The sequence below is a fragment of the Intestinibacillus sp. NTUH-41-i26 genome (assembly GCF_032769475.1).
GTDB classification, from domain to species: Bacteria; Bacillota; Clostridia; order Oscillospirales; family Butyricicoccaceae; genus Agathobaculum; species Agathobaculum ammoniilyticum.
Map to the genome: position 1 here is coordinate 85,595 of NZ_CP136477.1, position 16,997 is coordinate 102,591.

Genomic DNA, 16,997 nt, shown 5'->3' on the forward strand with positions numbered 1-16,997 from the left:
AAAGCCATGCGGATTGAAAAGGTACTGAACAATAACGTGGTTGTGGCGCTGGACGAAAACGGCGCGGAAACCGTGCTGATGGGGCGTGGGCTGGGCTTTGGCCGGCGCGCGGGGGACGAGGCGCCGGCCGCGCAGGTGGAAAAACGCTTCACGCTGCACTCGGACCAGCTTTCAGACCGGTTTCAGCAGCTCATCACCAGCATCCCGCTTCCGCACTTCCTGATGAGCGAGCGCATTATCAACCATGCCAAGATCGCGCTGGGGAAAGAGCTGTCGGACAGTATTTATGTCACCCTGCCCGACCATATCTCGGCCGCTATCCACCGGTATAAGGAGGGCATCCGCCTGCCCAATCCCCTGCTGTGGGATATCCGGCAGTTCTACAAGGATGAATACCAGGTGGGCAGCAAGGCCAATGAGATCGTCCGTGAGGAAACGGGCGTAGAATTCACCGAGGACGAGGCGGGCTTTATCGCCATGCACTTTGTCAACGCGCAGGTGGGCGGCGAGATCCGCGACGTGTACGATATGACCTATCTCATGCAGGAGGTGTTCCGCATCGTGCGGAGCGCTTACGGCTTTGAGCCGGACTGCGATTCGATCGACTATTACCGCTTTGTGACGCACCTGAAGTTTTTCGCGCGGCGCATCGTGAGCGGCCAGCAGTACGGGGATGAGGACGCGGACCTGCTCGGCGTCGTGCGGTATAAATACCCCCGCGCGTTCGCCTGCGCGCAAAAGGTGTGCGCCTACGTCAAGCGGGAAAAGGGCTTCGCCTCCGGACAGAACGAGCTGCTTTACCTCACCATACATATCGCGCGCGTGATGGATAAAAATGCTGGCTAAAGCAAGCGGGAGGCCAAAGAAAGGCCTCCTTTTTTGTTGGTGAAACCGATTTTATTGGTATGAACTCACAAAAAAAGGATGACATTTTCGGATAGTTTGCCGTGCAAATCGGGCTTGCAAAATTGTGAACAATTTGTTACAATACACTCAACAAGTAAACAATGTCCTCTGAATGATTGGATTGTTACCGCTCCGGCGGGCAAAACCAAATTTCTCGTAGTTTGTCTTTTAGGTAAGACTGTGTTACTGCGGCGAAATTTGGTTCTTTTTCGTTTTTGGATACTTTTTGCATCAGGAGGACATACTCGTCGAAAAAGGGTGTGATTGTATGTTTGGGAAACTCAAGGGATTGTTCGGCGGTTCCGCCGGCATCTCGATCGCCGCGCCGATGGCGGGAACGGTCGTCCCGCTGGAGGAGGTACCTGACCCGACGTTTGCGCAGGGCATCCTCGGGCAGGGCGCGGCCATCCTGCCGGCCGAAGGCCGCGTAACGGCGCCCGCGGACGGCACGATCGACGTGATGTTCGACACCGGCCATGCGGTGAGCATGACCACGGCGGACGGGGCCGAGGTGCTGATCCACGTCGGCATTGACACGGTCCAGCTCAACGGCCAGCACTACAAGGCGTGCTGCAAGGCGGGCGACAGGGTCAAAAAAGGCGATCTGCTGATCGAATTCGACCCCGAGGCGGTCAAGGCCGCGGGCTATGAAACGGTCACGCCTGTCATTATCTGCAACACGGACCGATTCGCCGCTGTAAAGACGGAAAAGACTGGACCGGTCGCGGCCGGAGACGTGCTGCTGACGCTGCAGGCAAAATAAACCAGTTTACCCTCAAAAATTCAAATATTATTCAGGAAAGGAAGTCATCCCTATGAAAACCATTGAATACACGATTACCGACGAGCTCGGCATCCACGCGCGTCCGGCCGGCATGCTGGTGAAAGAGGCTGCGAAGTTCCAGTCCAAAATCATGGTTGCCTCCCCGAAGAAAGAGGTTGACGCAAAGCGCATTATGGGTGTGATGAGCATGGGCGCCAAGAAGGGGGATCCGCTCAAGGTCACGATCGAGGGGCCGGACGAGGATGCGGCCGCGGAAGCGATCGAGGCGTTCCTCAAGGCAAACCTGTAAGAGGTTTTCATTTTGCCCCGAGGGGCAGTGGAATAATGCGCGCCTTGCCGTTCGGCTCGGTAAGGCGCGCGGCACTACATAGGGCCGGATAAAGAAAGGCCTGAAAGAAATGAGGAGGGGAAAATCCTATGTTAAAGTATTTGCAGAGACTGGGCAAAGCCCTGATGCTGCCGGTATCGTGCCTACCGATCTGCGGCATCCTGATGGGGATTGGCTACGCGCTCGCTCCCGCTGCCATGGCGGGCGAGGTCAATGGTTATGTCGCCAGCGGCGCGGCATACACGATCGGCTTCTTCCTGATTAAGGCGGGCGGCGCGCTCATTGACAACATGCACTGGCTGTTCGCCATCGGCGTTGCGGTCGGTATGGCCAAGGATAAGGACGGTACGGCGGGTCTTGCCGGTCTGGTATCCTGGCTGATGATCACCAAGCTGCTGAACACCGCGGTCGTTACGGTCATCATGCCGTCGATCGCGAACAACGAGGATGCGATGCTGGCGTTCGGCAAGATTGAGAACCCGTTCATCGGCATCATTGCCGGCCTGCTTGGCGCGGCCTGCTATAACCGGTTCAAGGATACCAAACTGCCTGATTGGCTGTCGTTCTTCTCGGGCAAGCGCTGCGTCGCTATTGTAACCGCTGTCGTATCCATTGTGGTTGCGGCAATCCTGCTGTTCGTATGGCCGATCGTATTCGGCGCACTGGTTGCCTTGGGCGAGGCGATCGTCAGCCTGGATGCAGTTGGCGCCGGCCTGTACGCATTCTTTAACCGCCTTCTTATTCCCACCGGCCTGCACCACGCGCTCAACAACGTGTTCTGGTTCGATACCATCGGCCTGGGCGACCTGCAGAACTTCTGGGCCGGCAAGGTCACCGGCGATATGAGCCTGACCAATGCGCCGATCACCTGGAGCCTCGGCATGTATATGTCCGGCTTCTTCCCCTGCATGATGTTCGGTATCCCGGGCGCGGCCCTGGCAATGGTTCACTGCGCCAAGAGTAACAAGAAGAAGATCGCGATCGGTCTGGTCGGCTCCGCAGCGCTCTGTGCGTTCATCTGCGGCGTTACCGAGCCGTTTGAGTTCGCGTTCATGTTCCTGGCTCCCGCCCTGTACGTTGTTTATGCGCTGCTGTACGGCATTTTCGCGTTCGTCACCGTGGCGCTCGGCTTCCGCGCAGGCTTCTCGTTCTCCGCGGGCCTGACCGACCTGGTATTCTCCGCTTCTCTGCCTGCGGCGGCCAAGACCCTGCTGATTATCCCGCTGGGCATCGCGGCGTTCGTTGTGTTCTATATCGTGTTCCGCATCGCAATCAGCAAGTTCAACCTCAAGACCCCGGGCCGTGAGGATGACGACGACGATACCGCCGCGCAGGACGCGGGCGCGACCCTGGCGAACAATGACTTTACCGCCATCGCTGCCACCGTGCTGGAGGGACTCGGCGGCAAGGACAACATCACCTCGCTGGATAACTGCATCACCCGCCTGCGCGTTGAAATCAAGGACTACACGCTGGTGGATGAAAAGAAGATCAAATCCGCGGGGGTGGCGGGCGTCATGCGTCCGTCCAAGACCTCGGTACAGGTCATTGTGGGTACCAAGGTGCAATTCGTAGCCGACGAGATGCACAAGATGCTGTAAAAACAGAAAACCCATGGATTTGCGCTCCGCGCAACGGGGAGGCGGGCGGACAGCCCGCCTCCCTGCTTTCCAAGCGCAGGCAGGGCCATCCCGTGCAGGGATGGGCAGTGTGCATTCGTTCTGCGGGCGGGCAGTGCCTGTCCCTGTGCTGCGGCCGTGAAATCAGCCCAGCGACCGGCGGCGCACCGCTTAATGGGAACGCGCCGCTGTGATATAATAAAATAATCTATTATTTGTTGGAGAGGTGCTGGATATGAAAATCATTCGCGCAAAGGACTATAACGATATGAGCCGTAAGGCGGCCAACATTATTTCGGCGCAGGTCATCCTCAAGCCGGATTCGGTACTCGGCCTGGCGACCGGCTCTTCCCCGATTGGCATTTACGAGCAGTTGATCAAGTGGTATAATAAGGGCGACGTGGATTTCGGCGCCTGTACCACGTTCAATCTGGACGAATACCGCGGCCTGACCGCGGATCATGACCAGAGTTACCACTATTTTATGCACAAAAACTTTTTCGACGCCATCAATGTGCCGGCGGAGCGCATCAACCTGCCGGATGGCGCTCAGCTCGATGCGGAGCGCGAGTGCGCGCGTTACGACGCGGCGATCCGAGCGGCCGGCGGGATCGACCTGCAGCTGCTGGGCATGGGCCTGAACGGACATATCGGCTTTAACGAGCCGGATGAGTTCTTTTCCAAGGGTACGCACTGCGTCGACCTGACCGAGTCCACCATCGAGGCAAACAAGCGCTTTTTCGCCTCCGCGGACGATGTGCCGCGTCAGGCGTATACCATGGGCGTGCAGACCATCATGCTCGCGCGCCGCATAGTGATCGTCGTTTCCGGAGAGAATAAGGCGGATATCGTGCGCCAGGCGTTTTTTGGGCCGGTTACGCCGCGCGTGCCGGCGACTATCCTGCAGCTCCACACCGACGTATCCGTGGTTGCGGACGAAGCGGCGCTGTCCAAGTGCGGGGATCTGCTGTAAAGGAAAAGAAGGGAAAGTATGGAGTTTAAAAATCTGAAGGTATACCAGCCGGACGGCTCGTTCCGCACGGGCAGCCTGACCATTTCGGGCGACCGGATATCCGCCGCCGAGCCAACGGCGGAGGCGGTCGATATGGGCGGTCTGTACGCGGTGCCGGGTCTGGTGGACCTGCATTTCCACGGCTGCGTGGGCTATGACTTCTGCGACGGGACGCATGAGGCGATCTCCGCGATCGCCAGATACCAGGCGCAGAACGGCGTCGCAGCTATCTGTCCGGCGACCATGACCTATCCGGAGGATAAGCTTTCCGTGATCGCGGAGGCTGCCGCGAGCTACCGCACGGAGAGCAGGAACGCCGCTTTAGTGGGCATCAATATGGAGGGGCCGTTCATTTCGGAGGCCAAAAAGGGCGCCCAGAACGCGGCCTACCTGCACGCGCCGGACGCGGATATGTTCCGCCGCCTGCAGAAAAAGGCGAACGGGCTGTTCAAGCTGTGCGACCTCGCGCCCGAGCTGCCGGGCGCGATGGAAACCATCGAGGCGCTGGCGGGCGAGGTGCGCCTGTCCATCGCCCACACCGAGGCGGATTACGATACCGCGTGCGAGGCGTTTCGCCGCGGCGCGCGGCAGGTCACTCACCTGTATAACGCAATGCCGCCCCTGTCGCACCGCGCGCCCGGCGTTATCGGTGCCGCGGCCGATAACGACGAGGTCGCGGTCGAGCTGATCGCGGACGGGGTGCATATCCATCCGGCCGTGGTGCGCGCGACGTTCAAAATGTTCTGGAACCGCGTTATGCTGATTTCGGACAGCATGATGGCCACCGGCCTGGAGGATGGCGAGTACTCGCTCGGCGGGCAGGCGGTCACCGTGCGCGGCAACCGCGCGACGCTGCATGACGGTACGATCGCCGGCTCGGCCACCAACCTGCTCGACTGTGTGCGCAGCGCGGTCAAAATGGGCATACCACTGGGGCAGGCCATCCGTTCTGCCTCGACCAATCCGGCCCGCGCGATCGGCGTGCAGCACGATTATGGCTCGCTCGAGCCGGGCAAGCTCGCGAATGTTTTGCTGCTGGACGACGAGTTGAACGTCCACACACTGCTCCTGCGCGGCCAGCTGATCTGACAAAACAGACAATATCACCTCCCTGCCGAAGCGGGCCGGACCCTACAGGTCCGGCCTGCTTTTTTTGCCGCAGGGGGCGCGGCTGTGCTATAATGGGGGAAAAGGGGGCGGAAATATGTTCCATCCAATCGACCTGCAAGGCTGGGAGCAGCGGGATACCTTTACGCATTTCATGCAGGCGGGCTGCGTTTACAGCCTGACGCGGGAGCTTTGCGTCACCGCGTTCCGCCGGTACACAAAGGAAAGCGGCCTGCGCTTTTTTCCGGCGTTTACCTGGGCGGTGGCGGCGGCCGTGAACAGCCGGCCAGAGTTCCGGCTCGGCTATGACAGCGCGGGGCGGCTGGGACGCTTTGACACCGTGCATCCGGAATACACCGTGCTGTCCGAGGAGACGGGGCGGATGGACAGCCTGTGTACGGCATATACGCACCGATTCCCTGATTTTTATGCCGCGATGGTGCAGGATATCCGGCGTTTCCATATGCAAGGGCTGCGTACGGCGCCGCGGGAAAACGCCGTGCTGCTTTCCTGCGTGCCGTGGTTTTCCTATACTGAGGTTTCTTTCCGGATGAAAGACGACCGCATCTTCCTGCGCCCGTTCATTGTATGGGGCAGGCTGACCGCGTCCGGCGGCGAAACCGTACTGCCGTTTACGCTGCAGATCCATCACGCGGCGGCGGACGGGTATCACTGTCATTTGTTCTTTTGTTACTTGGAAGAGCTGCTGCGCTGTCCGGCGGAGTGGCTGGGATAGCAAAAAACCAGGCTTCCTGCATTAGCAGGAAGCCTGGTTTTTTGCTTTACAGCTTCATGATGCCCGTCACATCGAGCAGCTGCCCAACCAGGATGCAGACCACCAGGATAGGGGCGACCCAGCGGACCATGATCTCAAACAGGCGCTTGCGGTGGAACGGGAAGTTCTTTTCCACCTCGTCGGACACGGTTTTGGTGCCGACCACCCAGCCGACCAGCAGGCAGGTGAAGAACGCCACGATCGGCATGAGTACCGAGTTGGAGATAAAGTCGAAAAAGTCGAGGAACGCCATGCCGAGGATCTGGACCGAAGCCAGCGGGCCGTACCCCAGGCAGGAGGGCAGGCCGAGCAGCAGTACGAACAGGGTCACGGCGACCGTGGCCGGCCGGCGCTTCCAGTGCAGCTTGTCGCACACGATGGAGACGACGGTCTCCATCAGGGAAATGGACGAGGTCAGCGCCGCGAACAGCACCAGCAGAAAGAACACGCCGCCAATCAGATGGCCCATCCACATGCGTTCAAATACCTGCGGCAGCGTTCCGAACATCAGGCCGGGGCCGGCGTTGATGCCGGATGGGTCGCCGCCGTTGAACGCCACCACCGCCGGTACGATCATCAGACCCGCGATAAAGGCGATCGCGGTGTCGAAGATCTCGATCTGGCCGACCGAGCGCTCTAAGTTGGACTCTTTCGGCATATAGGAGCCGTAGGTAATCATAATGCCCATGGCCAGCGACATGGAATAGAACATCTGCCCCATGGCCGCCAGCACGGTTTTGCCGGAAAAGTTGCTGAAATCCGGTACGATATAGAACTTGAGGCCTTCCAGTGCGCCCTCCATGGTCAGCGAGAACACAGCCACGATGATAGACAGGATGACCAGCACGGGCATCATGAACTTGGACACCTTCTCAATGCCCTTCTCCACGCCGAGCAGCACGACCACCGCGGTCAGCAGCACATAAAGGAGGAACCAGGGCAGCGGGGTGGCGAACAGCCCCTCGCCGGCAAAGCCGATAAAGCGGTCAAAGTAGGCGCTTTCAGCCAGCAGGCTGCCGCTTCCGGACAGATAATCGGCAAAATACTTGATGACCCAGCCGCCGATGACGCAGTAGTACGGCGTGATGATAACCGGCACGAGCGAGGCGAGCCAGCCGAGGCCGGAGAACCGCTTGTCCAGCGCCTTGTACGCGCCGATGCAGGACAGGCCGGTGCGGCGGCCGATCGCGATTTCGGTGATCATCAGCGCAAAGCCGAACGTGACCGCCAGGATTAGGTAGACCAGCAGAAAGATGCCGCCGCCATACTTTGCCGCAAGATAGGGGAAGCGCCAGATGTTGCCCAGCCCCACCGCCGAGCCGGCCGCGGCGAGCACAAAGCCGATGCGGCTGGAAAAACTGCTTCTCTTTTTCTTTTCCATGTGTTGTTTTAAACTCCCTTACTACATTTCTTTCTCTGTTGCCCCATGCCGGATGCCCGACCCTGGGACGGCTCATTCCATGAGGTTGAATTCGCTCAGGTAGTGGTAGGCCTGAAGCAGGCCGGACAGGTGGTAATTGCCCACCACATCCGCGTCGCTTTGCGGCGGCGCGGGCAGCGTATCCGGCACATGCAGGCCGAGCGCGGACAGCTTTTCCGCGTTTTCCGGAGACAGGCGACCCTTTTCATCCATGGCGCACAGCGCGGTCAGCTCCTGCAGCAGGGCGTTGGCGAGCTGCTCGCAGCCGCGCAGATAGACCGCCTGCGTGCGGTGGTCCGGCAAGCGGAACACGTTCTGCTTTTCAAAGATGGAAAGCTCCTCCGCGATGCGCCCCAGCTGGCGGCTGAGCGGGGAAAGGTCCGGATACCGCCCGCAGATGACACGCGCCTCCACATAAGCGGGTACGGACTGCAGGAAATGGGTGAACTGCTCCGTGATACGCGCGCGGTTGTTGTACGGCTTGAGCGCAATGTTGACCACAAGGGCGGTGGCCAAGCCGATCGAGGTGTCCAGCAGGCGGTTGGCGCCGTAAAAAAAGGCTTCGTCCGCCGGGGACAGGCAGATGGACACGAACACGATGCACGCCAGCGGCACCGCAAACTGCAGCTTGAGCTCCACACAGAGCAGGATCAGGGCGATCAACCCCAACCCGACGCCGATATAGCGGAACCCCTCGAACAGGTTGACAAACACCGCGCCGAAGCCCGCGCCCAACAGGATGCCGAAAAACTGTGTGCGGCAGGACTGGAACGCGTCGCCCACCGTGCGGTTCATGGCGACGATTGCGCCAATGGCTGCGAAGATCGCCGCGGGCGAGGAGCGCAGATCGGCAAAAAACAGGGCCAGCGCAACCGCCAGGCCGGTCTTGACCGTCCGTAGCCCGATATGCGGCAGCAAATGTCCCACGATGGCGTCGCCTCCGGAATAGAATAATAAAAGTATTGTACCATGAAACAGACCGTTTCACAAGGCGTTTGCACACAAAAGCGCGCTGTGCTATAATAAATCCTACAGGCAGCCATAAAATAAGGAGTGTGTTCGGATGAAAACCTACCGTTTCGGTGTGCTGGGCGCGGGCAACATGGGTACCGCAATCGTGGAGGGCGCGGTGCGCGCGGGGTTGTTCCCGCCCGCGCAGGCGCTTTTGTTCAACCGCAGCGCGGAAAAACGCGAGAAAAACAGGGAAAAGGGCTTTGCGGTCACGGGGGATTATACCGAAGTGTATACGGCGTGTGATACGGTCGTGCTGGGGGTCAAGCCGCAGAATTTTGATGAGATCCTGCCGGTCCTGTCAGGGTGCCGGTGTGAAAAGCCGCTGGTGGTTTCGATCGCGGCGGGCATAACGTTTGCGAAGATCGAGCGCGCGCTCGGCGCGGATACGCCGGTTGTCCGCGTGATGCCGAACACGCCGCTCATGCTGGGCGAGGGGGCGGCGCAGCTTGTGAAAAACGCGGCCGCGACACAGGAGCAGCTTGACGCCGTGCGCGCCCTGTTCGATACCATGGGCGCGACCGCGGTGTTCGATGAGGAAAGCATGCTCAACGAGGTCATTCCTTATGCAGGCTCGGCGCCCGCCTATATTTACGCCTTCGCGGACGCGATGGTGCGCAGCGCCGTACAGCACGGCGTGCCGGAGGCGGACGCGCTCCGGATGTTCTGCCAGACCATGATCGGCTCCGCCAAAATGCTGCTGCGGGGGGACCGGACGCCCGCCGAGCTGATTGGCGCGGTCTGCTCGCCCGGCGGCACCACGGTCGAGGCGATGAAGGTGCTCGAATCGCGCGGTCTGTACGATATTTTGGCGGAAGCGTGCGATAACTGCATTGCCCGCGCATACGAACTGGGCAAATAGCCACCCTTCGCCATTGACTTTAGGTAGACCATATGGTAAAGTAAAGACAAATATTCCGCATCACTTTGAGAGGAAGTGGATACCGTGAAAAAATCGACGAAAGTAAAAACCGGGCTGCTGCTGACCAGTCTGGCCTGTGCGGCCGGCGCGACGGCGGCGCTCGTTCTGCTTCAGAAAAAGCGCGAGGAAGAAGTTTATCATGAGGCGGAGCTCAAGGCAATGGACGAGCTGGAGGAAATGATGCGCGCTGAATCCGACTGCGCCTCCTGCGCCTGCGCGGAGGAGTGCGCGGCGGCGGACGCCTCCTATCAGGACACGTTCGACGAAGAGGTGCCGGAGGAAGCGGAAGCGCCTGCGGCTGCCGAGCCGGAGGCGCCAGCGGAGGAAGATCAGGCCGAAGAAGACGAGGAATAAGGCAAAGCGGGCGGAGCCACCCTCCGCCCGTTCCTTATTGCCGGGAGAAAGGAGCGAGGGACGTGATCGAATACGAGGGACGTGTGTTCCGCCCGCCGTCAGAGGCATATAGTCTGATCATACAGGCGACGGTCGGCTGCAGCCATAATCAATGCACGTTTTGCGATATGTATAAGGAAAAGCGCTTCCGCGTGCGGCGGCTGGAGGATGTGAAAGCGGATTTCGATGAGGCGCGGCGCATGTACCGCCGCGTGGACCGCATTTTCCTTGCGGACGGCGACGCGCTGATGTGCCGTGCGGAGCATATGGCCGAGCTCCTGCGGTATATCCGCCGCCTGTTTCCTGAGTGCGAGCGGGTGACAAGCTACGGCTCGCCCGCGTCCATCCTGGTCAAAACGCAGGAGGAGCTGGACCAGCTGCACGGGCTTGGCCTGGAAATGGTCTATATGGGGCTGGAATCCGGCTCGGACGAGGTGCTGCGCCGCGTCAATAAGGGAGAAACGGTGGACGAGATCGTGCGCGCGGGCCTGATGGTGAAAAAGGCGGGCATGAAGTTGTCGGTCACCTGCATCGCGGGCCTTGGCTCGCTGGAGCTGAGCGAGGAGCACGCGATCGGGACCGCGCTGGCCCTGTCGCGCATGAAGCCGGAGTATATCGGCCTGCTGACCCTGCTGTTTGAGCTGGAAACGCCCCTGATGCGGGATTGGCGGGCAGGGCGGTTTTATCTGATGCAGCCGGTCGAGATCGCGCGGGAGACGCTCACGCTTCTGGAGCATATCGACGCCGAGGGCAGCGTGTTCCGCGCCAACCACGCCTCCAATTATGTCAACCTTGCCGGTACGCTCAACCGCGATCGGGAGGCGATGTGTCAACGCCTGCGGCAGGCATTGGCGGGCGAGGTGCAATTCCGCAACGAAGCATTTCGTGCGAGATAGCTAAAATAATTTTGCCTGTATTGTGAAAAACAGAGAAAACGCGAAATTAAGATGTTGATTTCGTTACAATTTAGAAAAAAACGAGACAACGGCGCGGAGATGTGCTATACTATTGATGATTTGGGGAAATGAAAGGCTGTTGAGCGGCCGTGCTGTTAAGAACTTGTTAAGAAAAGCGTATTCCGGCTGGAGGATTGCTAATGGATTCCGTATCCCACATTCGTGTTGCACACCTGCTGCTCGATTATGTCGAGCAGACCTGCGGCGTTACCTTTGACCAGAGCGGCTTCGTTTATGGAAACCTGAAGCCGGATTTGACAGGGACCTACCTGACCAAGCGCCATAATCCGTCGATCATGATGGACGAGGTGATGGAAAAAATCCGCGCGTTTACCGAAAAATACACCATCGGTCCGGTGAATGGACATGAGCTTTCGATTGATCTGGGCGAGATATGCCACTTTATGACCGATTTTTTCACCTATCCGCATAACGACGATATCTACGACCGCAACCTGCTGGCGCATTATGTATACGAAAAGCGCGTTGCGCTCGTGATCCGCCGCCGGATGACCGAAGCGAAATTCGAGCAGTGGGCAAGCCCGATTATCCCGCCGGCCTCGGTGGACGCTTTGATCAACCGCATCGGCGCCATGCATGACGAATACCGCGCGGCCGGCCGCCATCATGGGATTGACGACGACCTGATACATATCTGCCGGGCAACCGCAATGGTTGTGCTTTCGATCATCAGCATCGTTTACGAGCAGGTGGATGTACCCGCAACGGTCATCGCCTGATACAGACACTTTTTACACGCTGTTGCGGCAAGCGCCGTCCGGAGAGCCGGACGGCGCTTGTTTTTGCGGCGTGCGTCGGTCGCACTTCTTTTTTTCCGGCGGTCCGTGCTATAATAAAGAAAAAACAATGGGAGATACTATGAAAAACGTGACGATTTATACGGACGGGGCCTGCTCCGGCAATCCAGGGCCGGGTGGCTGGGGTGCCATTTTACGGTACGGGGCGCATGAGAAGGAGCTGTCCGGCTCCGAGCCATCGACTACCAACAACCGCATGGAGCTGCTCGGCGTGATCACCGCGCTGGAAGCGCTTTCCGAGCCCTGCTCGGTCGACCTGTACTCGGACAGCAAATATGTGGTAGATGGCATCACAAAGGGCTGGGCGAAAAGCTGGCGCTCGAAAGGGTGGATCAAGGGAGATAAAAAACCGGCCAAAAATCCGGAGCTGTGGGGACGGCTGCTCGCTCTTCTCGAAAAGCATGAGGTCCGGTTCCATTGGGTGAAAGGACACGCGGATAACCCCTATAACAACCGCTGCGACGAGCTGGCGGTAAGTCAGTACCAGAAATACAAGTGATGGGAGGCCGGCCGGATGGACAGGCTGCGCGGTCTGCGGGGAGGCACCCTGCTGTTTTACTATATGTTCACGCTGTGCGCCGCGGTATACGGCCTGCGGCGGGACCTGACGGCATACAACGCCCTGCTTGCCGCTGCGGCGCTCGCCCTGCCCGCTGTGCCGTTTGCGCTTTATCGGGTCTGCCGGCTGCGGCCGGTGTACCTGCTTGAGATCGTGTTCGACTGGTTCGTGCTGGCGGCGGTGCCGTTTGCGAGCCTGTTCGGCGGGTATGAGTGGATTCCCTGCTGGGATAAGCTGTTGCACTTTTTGTCGGGCTTTCTGTTCGCCGTGTTGGGCATGGTGGTGTATTTTGCGAAAAAGCCAGGCCACGCGCTCGATCGGGCGGATGCGTTCAACGCCTCGCTGTATACCTGGATGTTCGCGGTGCTGAGCGCGGTCTTGTGGGAGATATGGGAATACGCGGTTTCCTTTTCCGGCGCGGACCCGCAGCAGGTCGCGTCCACCGGCGTGGGCGACACGATGCAGGATATGATCGTCTGCGCCGTCGGCGGGCTGCTGACCGCGCGGTCCTGCTGGCGCTACCTGCGGCACAGGGGTGAGGGGCGGCGCAAGGGCCTGATGATGAGCCTGTTTGAAGCCTATTATCGGCAGAATATCCGCAAAATATAGAAAAGACATCCGAAGGCGAGCGCCTCCGGACGTCTTTTCGTTCTATGGCATGATCCCGATGGGGGCTTAGTCCTTCGGGGTGTTGGCTCTGTTCGAAACCTTGCCGCCATAGGTGCGCAGCAGGTTACGGACATAACCGTTGTTCTGCATAGATGCTTCGCTCATGTTGCTAAGTGCCTTTACAAACTTGTTCATATTGCGGCCTTCTTTCTTTTAAGATTTGCTTATATCATACCTTTTTTCTGGGGGAAAAACAAGAGGCTGATTGTATGAATTATACAAATTAGATAAGAAAGAATTGTGCAATTAATACAAAAATCAGCCCTCGGTGTGAATAACAGAGACCGGACAGCCGCCTGCGGCTTCCTGAGAGTCCGCTTCCTGCGCCGCGGTGTCGGGCTGGTGATAGACCTCTGCCAGACCATCTCCGGCGATGCGGAACACATCGGGACAGGTTGCTTCGCACAGGCCGCAGGAAATGCAGCCGCCGCGGTCGATCGTGACCTGCATAAACAAACACTCCTTTCTCGCACACAGTATGCGCAGAAAGGAGCGGCGTTATGAGTGGTATGTCTTGCGGGGAGAAAACGGGAAAGCTGGAAAAATCAAACAGACGCGCGTCACAGCTCGCGGCACTGGATGGCGGCCAGCGCGTCCTCGGTCGTCCGACTGCCGAGCGGGATGACGCCCATGGCCTCGGCCCGCCGGCCGACCTCGTATTTGTGCAGGTCCACGCCGCCCTCAGCGCACTGACTGATGAGATAGACGCGCGTGCCACTTCGGAGCAGCGACCGCACCGCGTCCTCCAGCCGGCGGGGGATGCCGCCCGCTCCGAACGCCTCGACCACCACCCGGGGATACCTGTGCAGGACGTTGAAAAACGAGGGCGGGAGATCGGGCGTCAGCTTGACGAGCAGAACGTCCGTGTCGATGTCCCGCACGAAGCGCGGCGTGCCGTCGCGCTTCGGCGGGTGCGCCAGCCGCACGCACCCAGCTCCGTCGATTACGCCCGCGAGCGGCGCGCCGACCGAAGTGAATGCGTCCGCTTCGAGCGAATGGCGCTTTGCGGCGTGTGGGCCGTGGATGATCTTTCCGTGCAGCACCGCCAGCACGCCGGCGCAGTCCGCCGCCGCGACGCGGCATGCGTCGAGAAGGTTGCGGGGCGCGTCCGAACCCGGCGCGCCCATGGGCAGCATCGAGCCGGTCAGCACCACGGGGCGGTCGATGTTCCGCAGCACATGGTGCAGCAGCGCGGCGGTATAGGAAAGCGTGTCCGTGCCGTGGGCAATGACAAAGCCGTCGTACCGGCCTCGGTTTTCCCAGACCGCCCGCGCCATTTGCATACGGTCCGCGGCGGTCAGGTCGGTGGAGTCCAGCCGCATCAGCTCGCACACCGTGACCGCGCAGACCGTCTCCAGCGCGGGCAGCAGGCGGACAAGCGCCCCGCCGGTCAGGGTCGGGGACAGCCCGTTTGCCGTTTCACGGCACGCGATTGTGCCGCCGGTGGCGATCAAAAGCACCTTTTTCATTGATTGCCCTCCCCGCGTCCGCGGTTCACTGGTAGCTGTCCGCAAGAATGCCAATGATCTCCTCGCGGCTGAGCGGACGCGGGTCGGCGCGGAACAGACCGCCCATGGTGGCGGCCGCGTTGTCCGCGATCTTCCCGAAATCCTCCGGCCGGACGCCGTAGCCGGATAGGCGGAGCTGGTGGACGCCGCAGCGCTTCTGCAGGCCAGACAGCGCCGCTAGGAAATCCGCCGCGCCAGTAGCGCCCGTGCGCCCGAGCGCGCGCGCCAGCGCGGCCATCCGTTCGCCGGAAACCTCGGCGAACCGGCTCCAATAGGCGCGCGAAATCATAATCAGGCCCGCGCCGTGCGGCAGCGCGGGATGGAACGCGCTCAGGGCGTGTTCGATCGCATGCTCGCCCGTGCAGCTCGACAGCGTTTCGACAAAGCCGGCCAGCGTGTTGGCGAGCGCGACCTCGGCGCGGGCCTCACGGTCGCCGCCGTCATGCACGGCGGTCGCGAGCGACCGGCCGATCAGCTCGACCGCGCGGAGCACGAACATGTCGCTCATCGGGCTGGCGGTGCGGGCGATATAGCCCTCGGCCGCGTGGAAGAACGCGTCAAAGCCCTGATAGGCGGTCAGGTGCGGCGGTACGGTCATCATAAAGTCTGGGTCCACGACCGAGATGGCGGGGAAGCACTTTTCGCCGCCCCCGCCGATCTTTTCCTCGCCGTTGGTGATGACCGTGAACGGGTCTGCCTCGGTGCCTGTGCCCGCAGTGGTCGGGATGGCGACCACCGGCAAACCGGCGTTGGCGATGCGCTTGCCGCCGCCCGTGCCGCCGTGGACATAGTCCCACCAGTCGCCGTCGTTGGTGGCCATGACAGCGGCCGCCTTGGCCGTGTCGATCGAGGAGCCGCCGCCCAGGCCGACGATGAATGAGATGTGCGCCGCGCGGCAAAGCGCCGCGCACTCGCGCACCCCTTCGATGGTCGGGTTGGGCTGTACCTTGTTGTAAACAGCCGTTTCGTGTCCGGCCTGCCGCAGCACGTCGGCCACACGGTCGACATAGCCGAGCCGTGTGGTCGACGTGCCGCCGGTGATAATCAGGCCGCAGCCCTCCGGCAGGCGCGCTTTGGCGAGCTTGCGCACGGCGCCGTTGCCGAAAAACAGGCGGGTGGGCATATAGAAGCTGAAAATATCCAACGAGAAAACCTCCCTCAAAAAAAGGGGGTCCAACGACCCCCATGCGAATGCTGCTTGCTGTACGTTTTCCGGCTGGGGCCGAAACGCACCCAACAATACAATTATAGCAAATCAGCGGAAGCGTGGGAAGAGGGAAAACGCTGAAAAGGACAAGAATGTTTTGTTTAATATAACCATGAAAAAACATAAAATAATGCTTGACGTTGTGCAAAGTTGATGATATTATAATGTCACAGAAAAGAAAAGGGCAAACACCAAGGGACGTAAAGCAGGGGCTTTACAAAGGGCGAGAACCCATTCTTATTCTGAAGGGTTGGCGTACAAAGCCAAATGATACCGGAGAAAGGGGTGAGTCCAATGGTATCAGAAGAAACATCCTACCAGTTCGCGGGACTCGCCGCGGCGCTGTGACCGAAACGATCAAGGTGATAGCTATTTATAAAAAGAGCGAGTTCCAAATCAAAAAAACGAACCGCCTGAAAAGCGCGATCGGCTTCTGATAGTAAGGAACGGCACCTGTGAGGAAGCTATCCTCGTGAAAATATATCCGTGAAAGCATACTGACGATGTAAGCGGATCGAGGCAGCAGGAAAGTAAGGTTCATGCATGAAAGAACCCTGAAGCAATGCGTTGGCGAATATGAAAATTGATCAGTACGATACCTGTAATCGCCAAAAATAGTGCGCATCCAAGAAAAAAGGCCGATGGGCATACTGATGAGTATGATGCGGCAAAAGCGGACCAGAGCACAGGACAGAGATCATATCAAAGCCTGCTGAAAATGGTTCGGGCATACAGGAATAGAATCGAACGATTGCCCGCCAGGAAGAGACGCATTTCAAAATCTGACTTGATATAGAGTTCCTGAATGTAGTTAAGGTAACAAACCGAAATGTGTTCATTACCCGAAGAACCGCAGCCGGGTGGTTCCCGTGAACGTAGGATGAAAAAGCGGACAGCAAAAAATAAAAAAGGACAGCGGGAAATATCCTGCTGAGAAAAGAGAATCTATGGAGATCTGGAAGTAAAAGGCCTCGTTCGATAGGGACGAGGCCTTTCTTGTTCG

At 59.4% G+C, this 16,997-nt stretch carries 19 protein-coding genes; 13 read left to right on the forward strand and 6 right to left on the reverse strand.

Features of this window, described 5'->3' with window-relative positions; genetic code table 11:
- The first annotated feature begins 6 nt into the window (after positions 1-6).
- The 7 genes from licT (at position 7) to RX717_RS00395 (ending at position 6,492) form a co-directional block, all read left to right on the forward strand.
- Positions 7-846 (forward strand): BglG family transcription antiterminator LicT, encoded by an 840-nt coding sequence (gene licT / locus RX717_RS00365; RefSeq protein ID WP_054328033.1) that lies wholly within the window; start codon positions 7-9, stop codon positions 844-846.
- A gap of 328 nt (positions 847-1,174) precedes the next feature.
- On the forward strand, positions 1,175-1,669 hold the full coding sequence (locus RX717_RS00370; protein WP_054328032.1) for a PTS sugar transporter subunit IIA: 495 nt from the start codon (positions 1,175-1,177) through the stop codon (positions 1,667-1,669).
- Between the two features lie 52 nt (positions 1,670-1,721).
- Positions 1,722-1,979, forward strand: a complete 258-nt coding sequence (locus tag RX717_RS00375) for an HPr family phosphocarrier protein (protein ID WP_054328031.1) — start codon at positions 1,722-1,724, stop codon at positions 1,977-1,979.
- A 128-nt stretch (positions 1,980-2,107) separates the two neighbouring features.
- On the forward strand, positions 2,108-3,619 hold the full coding sequence (nagE, locus tag RX717_RS00380; protein WP_054328030.1) for an N-acetylglucosamine-specific PTS transporter subunit IIBC: 1,512 nt from the start codon (positions 2,108-2,110) through the stop codon (positions 3,617-3,619).
- Between the two features lie 253 nt (positions 3,620-3,872).
- On the forward strand, positions 3,873-4,610 hold the full coding sequence (gene nagB, locus RX717_RS00385) for a glucosamine-6-phosphate deaminase (protein WP_107631303.1): 738 nt from the start codon (positions 3,873-3,875) through the stop codon (positions 4,608-4,610).
- Between the two features lie 18 nt (positions 4,611-4,628).
- Entirely contained in the window at positions 4,629-5,738 is a 1,110-nt protein-coding gene (nagA, locus tag RX717_RS00390) for an N-acetylglucosamine-6-phosphate deacetylase (protein ID WP_054328029.1), read from the forward strand.
- Positions 5,739-5,853: 115 nt separating this feature from the next.
- Positions 5,854-6,492, forward strand: a complete 639-nt coding sequence (locus RX717_RS00395; RefSeq protein WP_107631302.1) for a CatA-like O-acetyltransferase — start codon at positions 5,854-5,856, stop codon at positions 6,490-6,492.
- Positions 6,493-6,538: 46 nt separating this feature from the next.
- Here the strand turns inward: RX717_RS00395 and RX717_RS00400 are convergent, their stop codons facing one another.
- Positions 6,539-7,912, reverse strand: coding sequence for a sodium-dependent transporter (locus RX717_RS00400; protein ID WP_107631301.1), 1,374 nt, complete (start codon positions 7,910-7,912; stop codon positions 6,539-6,541).
- Between the two features lie 72 nt (positions 7,913-7,984).
- Positions 7,985-8,878 (reverse strand): FUSC family protein, encoded by an 894-nt coding sequence (locus RX717_RS00405; RefSeq protein ID WP_159068127.1) that lies wholly within the window; start codon positions 8,876-8,878, stop codon positions 7,985-7,987.
- Positions 8,879-9,014: 136 nt separating this feature from the next.
- Here RX717_RS00405 and proC point away from each other — a divergent pair, with 136 nt between their 5' ends.
- From proC to RX717_RS00435, 6 genes are all read left to right on the forward strand, one after another.
- Entirely contained in the window at positions 9,015-9,824 is an 810-nt protein-coding gene (proC, locus tag RX717_RS00410; protein ID WP_107631299.1) for a pyrroline-5-carboxylate reductase, read from the forward strand.
- Positions 9,825-9,908: 84 nt separating this feature from the next.
- A complete protein-coding gene (locus RX717_RS00415; protein ID WP_107631298.1) occupies positions 9,909-10,238 on the forward strand; it encodes a hypothetical protein in 330 nt (109 codons plus the stop codon).
- A gap of 62 nt (positions 10,239-10,300) precedes the next feature.
- Complete coding sequence (locus tag RX717_RS00420) at positions 10,301-11,173, forward strand: radical SAM protein (RefSeq protein WP_107631297.1); 873 nt, start codon at positions 10,301-10,303, stop codon at positions 11,171-11,173.
- A gap of 200 nt (positions 11,174-11,373) precedes the next feature.
- The gene (locus RX717_RS00425) at positions 11,374-11,973 is read left to right on the forward strand and encodes a zinc dependent phospholipase C family protein (protein ID WP_054328022.1); all 600 of its coding nucleotides are present in this window, start codon (positions 11,374-11,376) and stop codon (positions 11,971-11,973) included.
- Positions 11,974-12,112: 139 nt separating this feature from the next.
- Positions 12,113-12,550 (forward strand): ribonuclease HI, encoded by a 438-nt coding sequence (gene rnhA, locus RX717_RS00430; protein WP_054328040.1) that lies wholly within the window; start codon positions 12,113-12,115, stop codon positions 12,548-12,550.
- A gap of 15 nt (positions 12,551-12,565) precedes the next feature.
- On the forward strand, positions 12,566-13,219 hold the full coding sequence (locus RX717_RS00435; protein ID WP_316960490.1) for a hypothetical protein: 654 nt from the start codon (positions 12,566-12,568) through the stop codon (positions 13,217-13,219).
- 66 nt (positions 13,220-13,285) lie between these two features.
- Here the strand turns inward: RX717_RS00435 and RX717_RS00440 are convergent, their stop codons facing one another.
- The 4 genes from RX717_RS00440 to RX717_RS00455 form a co-directional block, all read right to left on the reverse strand.
- Positions 13,286-13,414 (reverse strand): hypothetical protein, encoded by a 129-nt coding sequence (locus RX717_RS00440; RefSeq protein ID WP_256435208.1) that lies wholly within the window; start codon positions 13,412-13,414, stop codon positions 13,286-13,288.
- Positions 13,415-13,537: 123 nt separating this feature from the next.
- Positions 13,538-13,729: a ferredoxin gene (locus RX717_RS00445; protein WP_054328020.1), complete on the reverse strand. Its 192-nt coding sequence runs from the start codon at positions 13,727-13,729 to the stop codon at positions 13,538-13,540.
- Positions 13,730-13,839: 110 nt separating this feature from the next.
- Complete coding sequence (locus tag RX717_RS00450) at positions 13,840-14,748, reverse strand: asparaginase (RefSeq protein ID WP_054328019.1); 909 nt, start codon at positions 14,746-14,748, stop codon at positions 13,840-13,842.
- Positions 14,749-14,773: 25 nt separating this feature from the next.
- Positions 14,774-15,910, reverse strand: a complete 1,137-nt coding sequence (locus RX717_RS00455; protein WP_316960677.1) for an iron-containing alcohol dehydrogenase — start codon at positions 15,908-15,910, stop codon at positions 14,774-14,776.
- Positions 15,911-16,997: the final 1,087 nt, after the last annotated feature.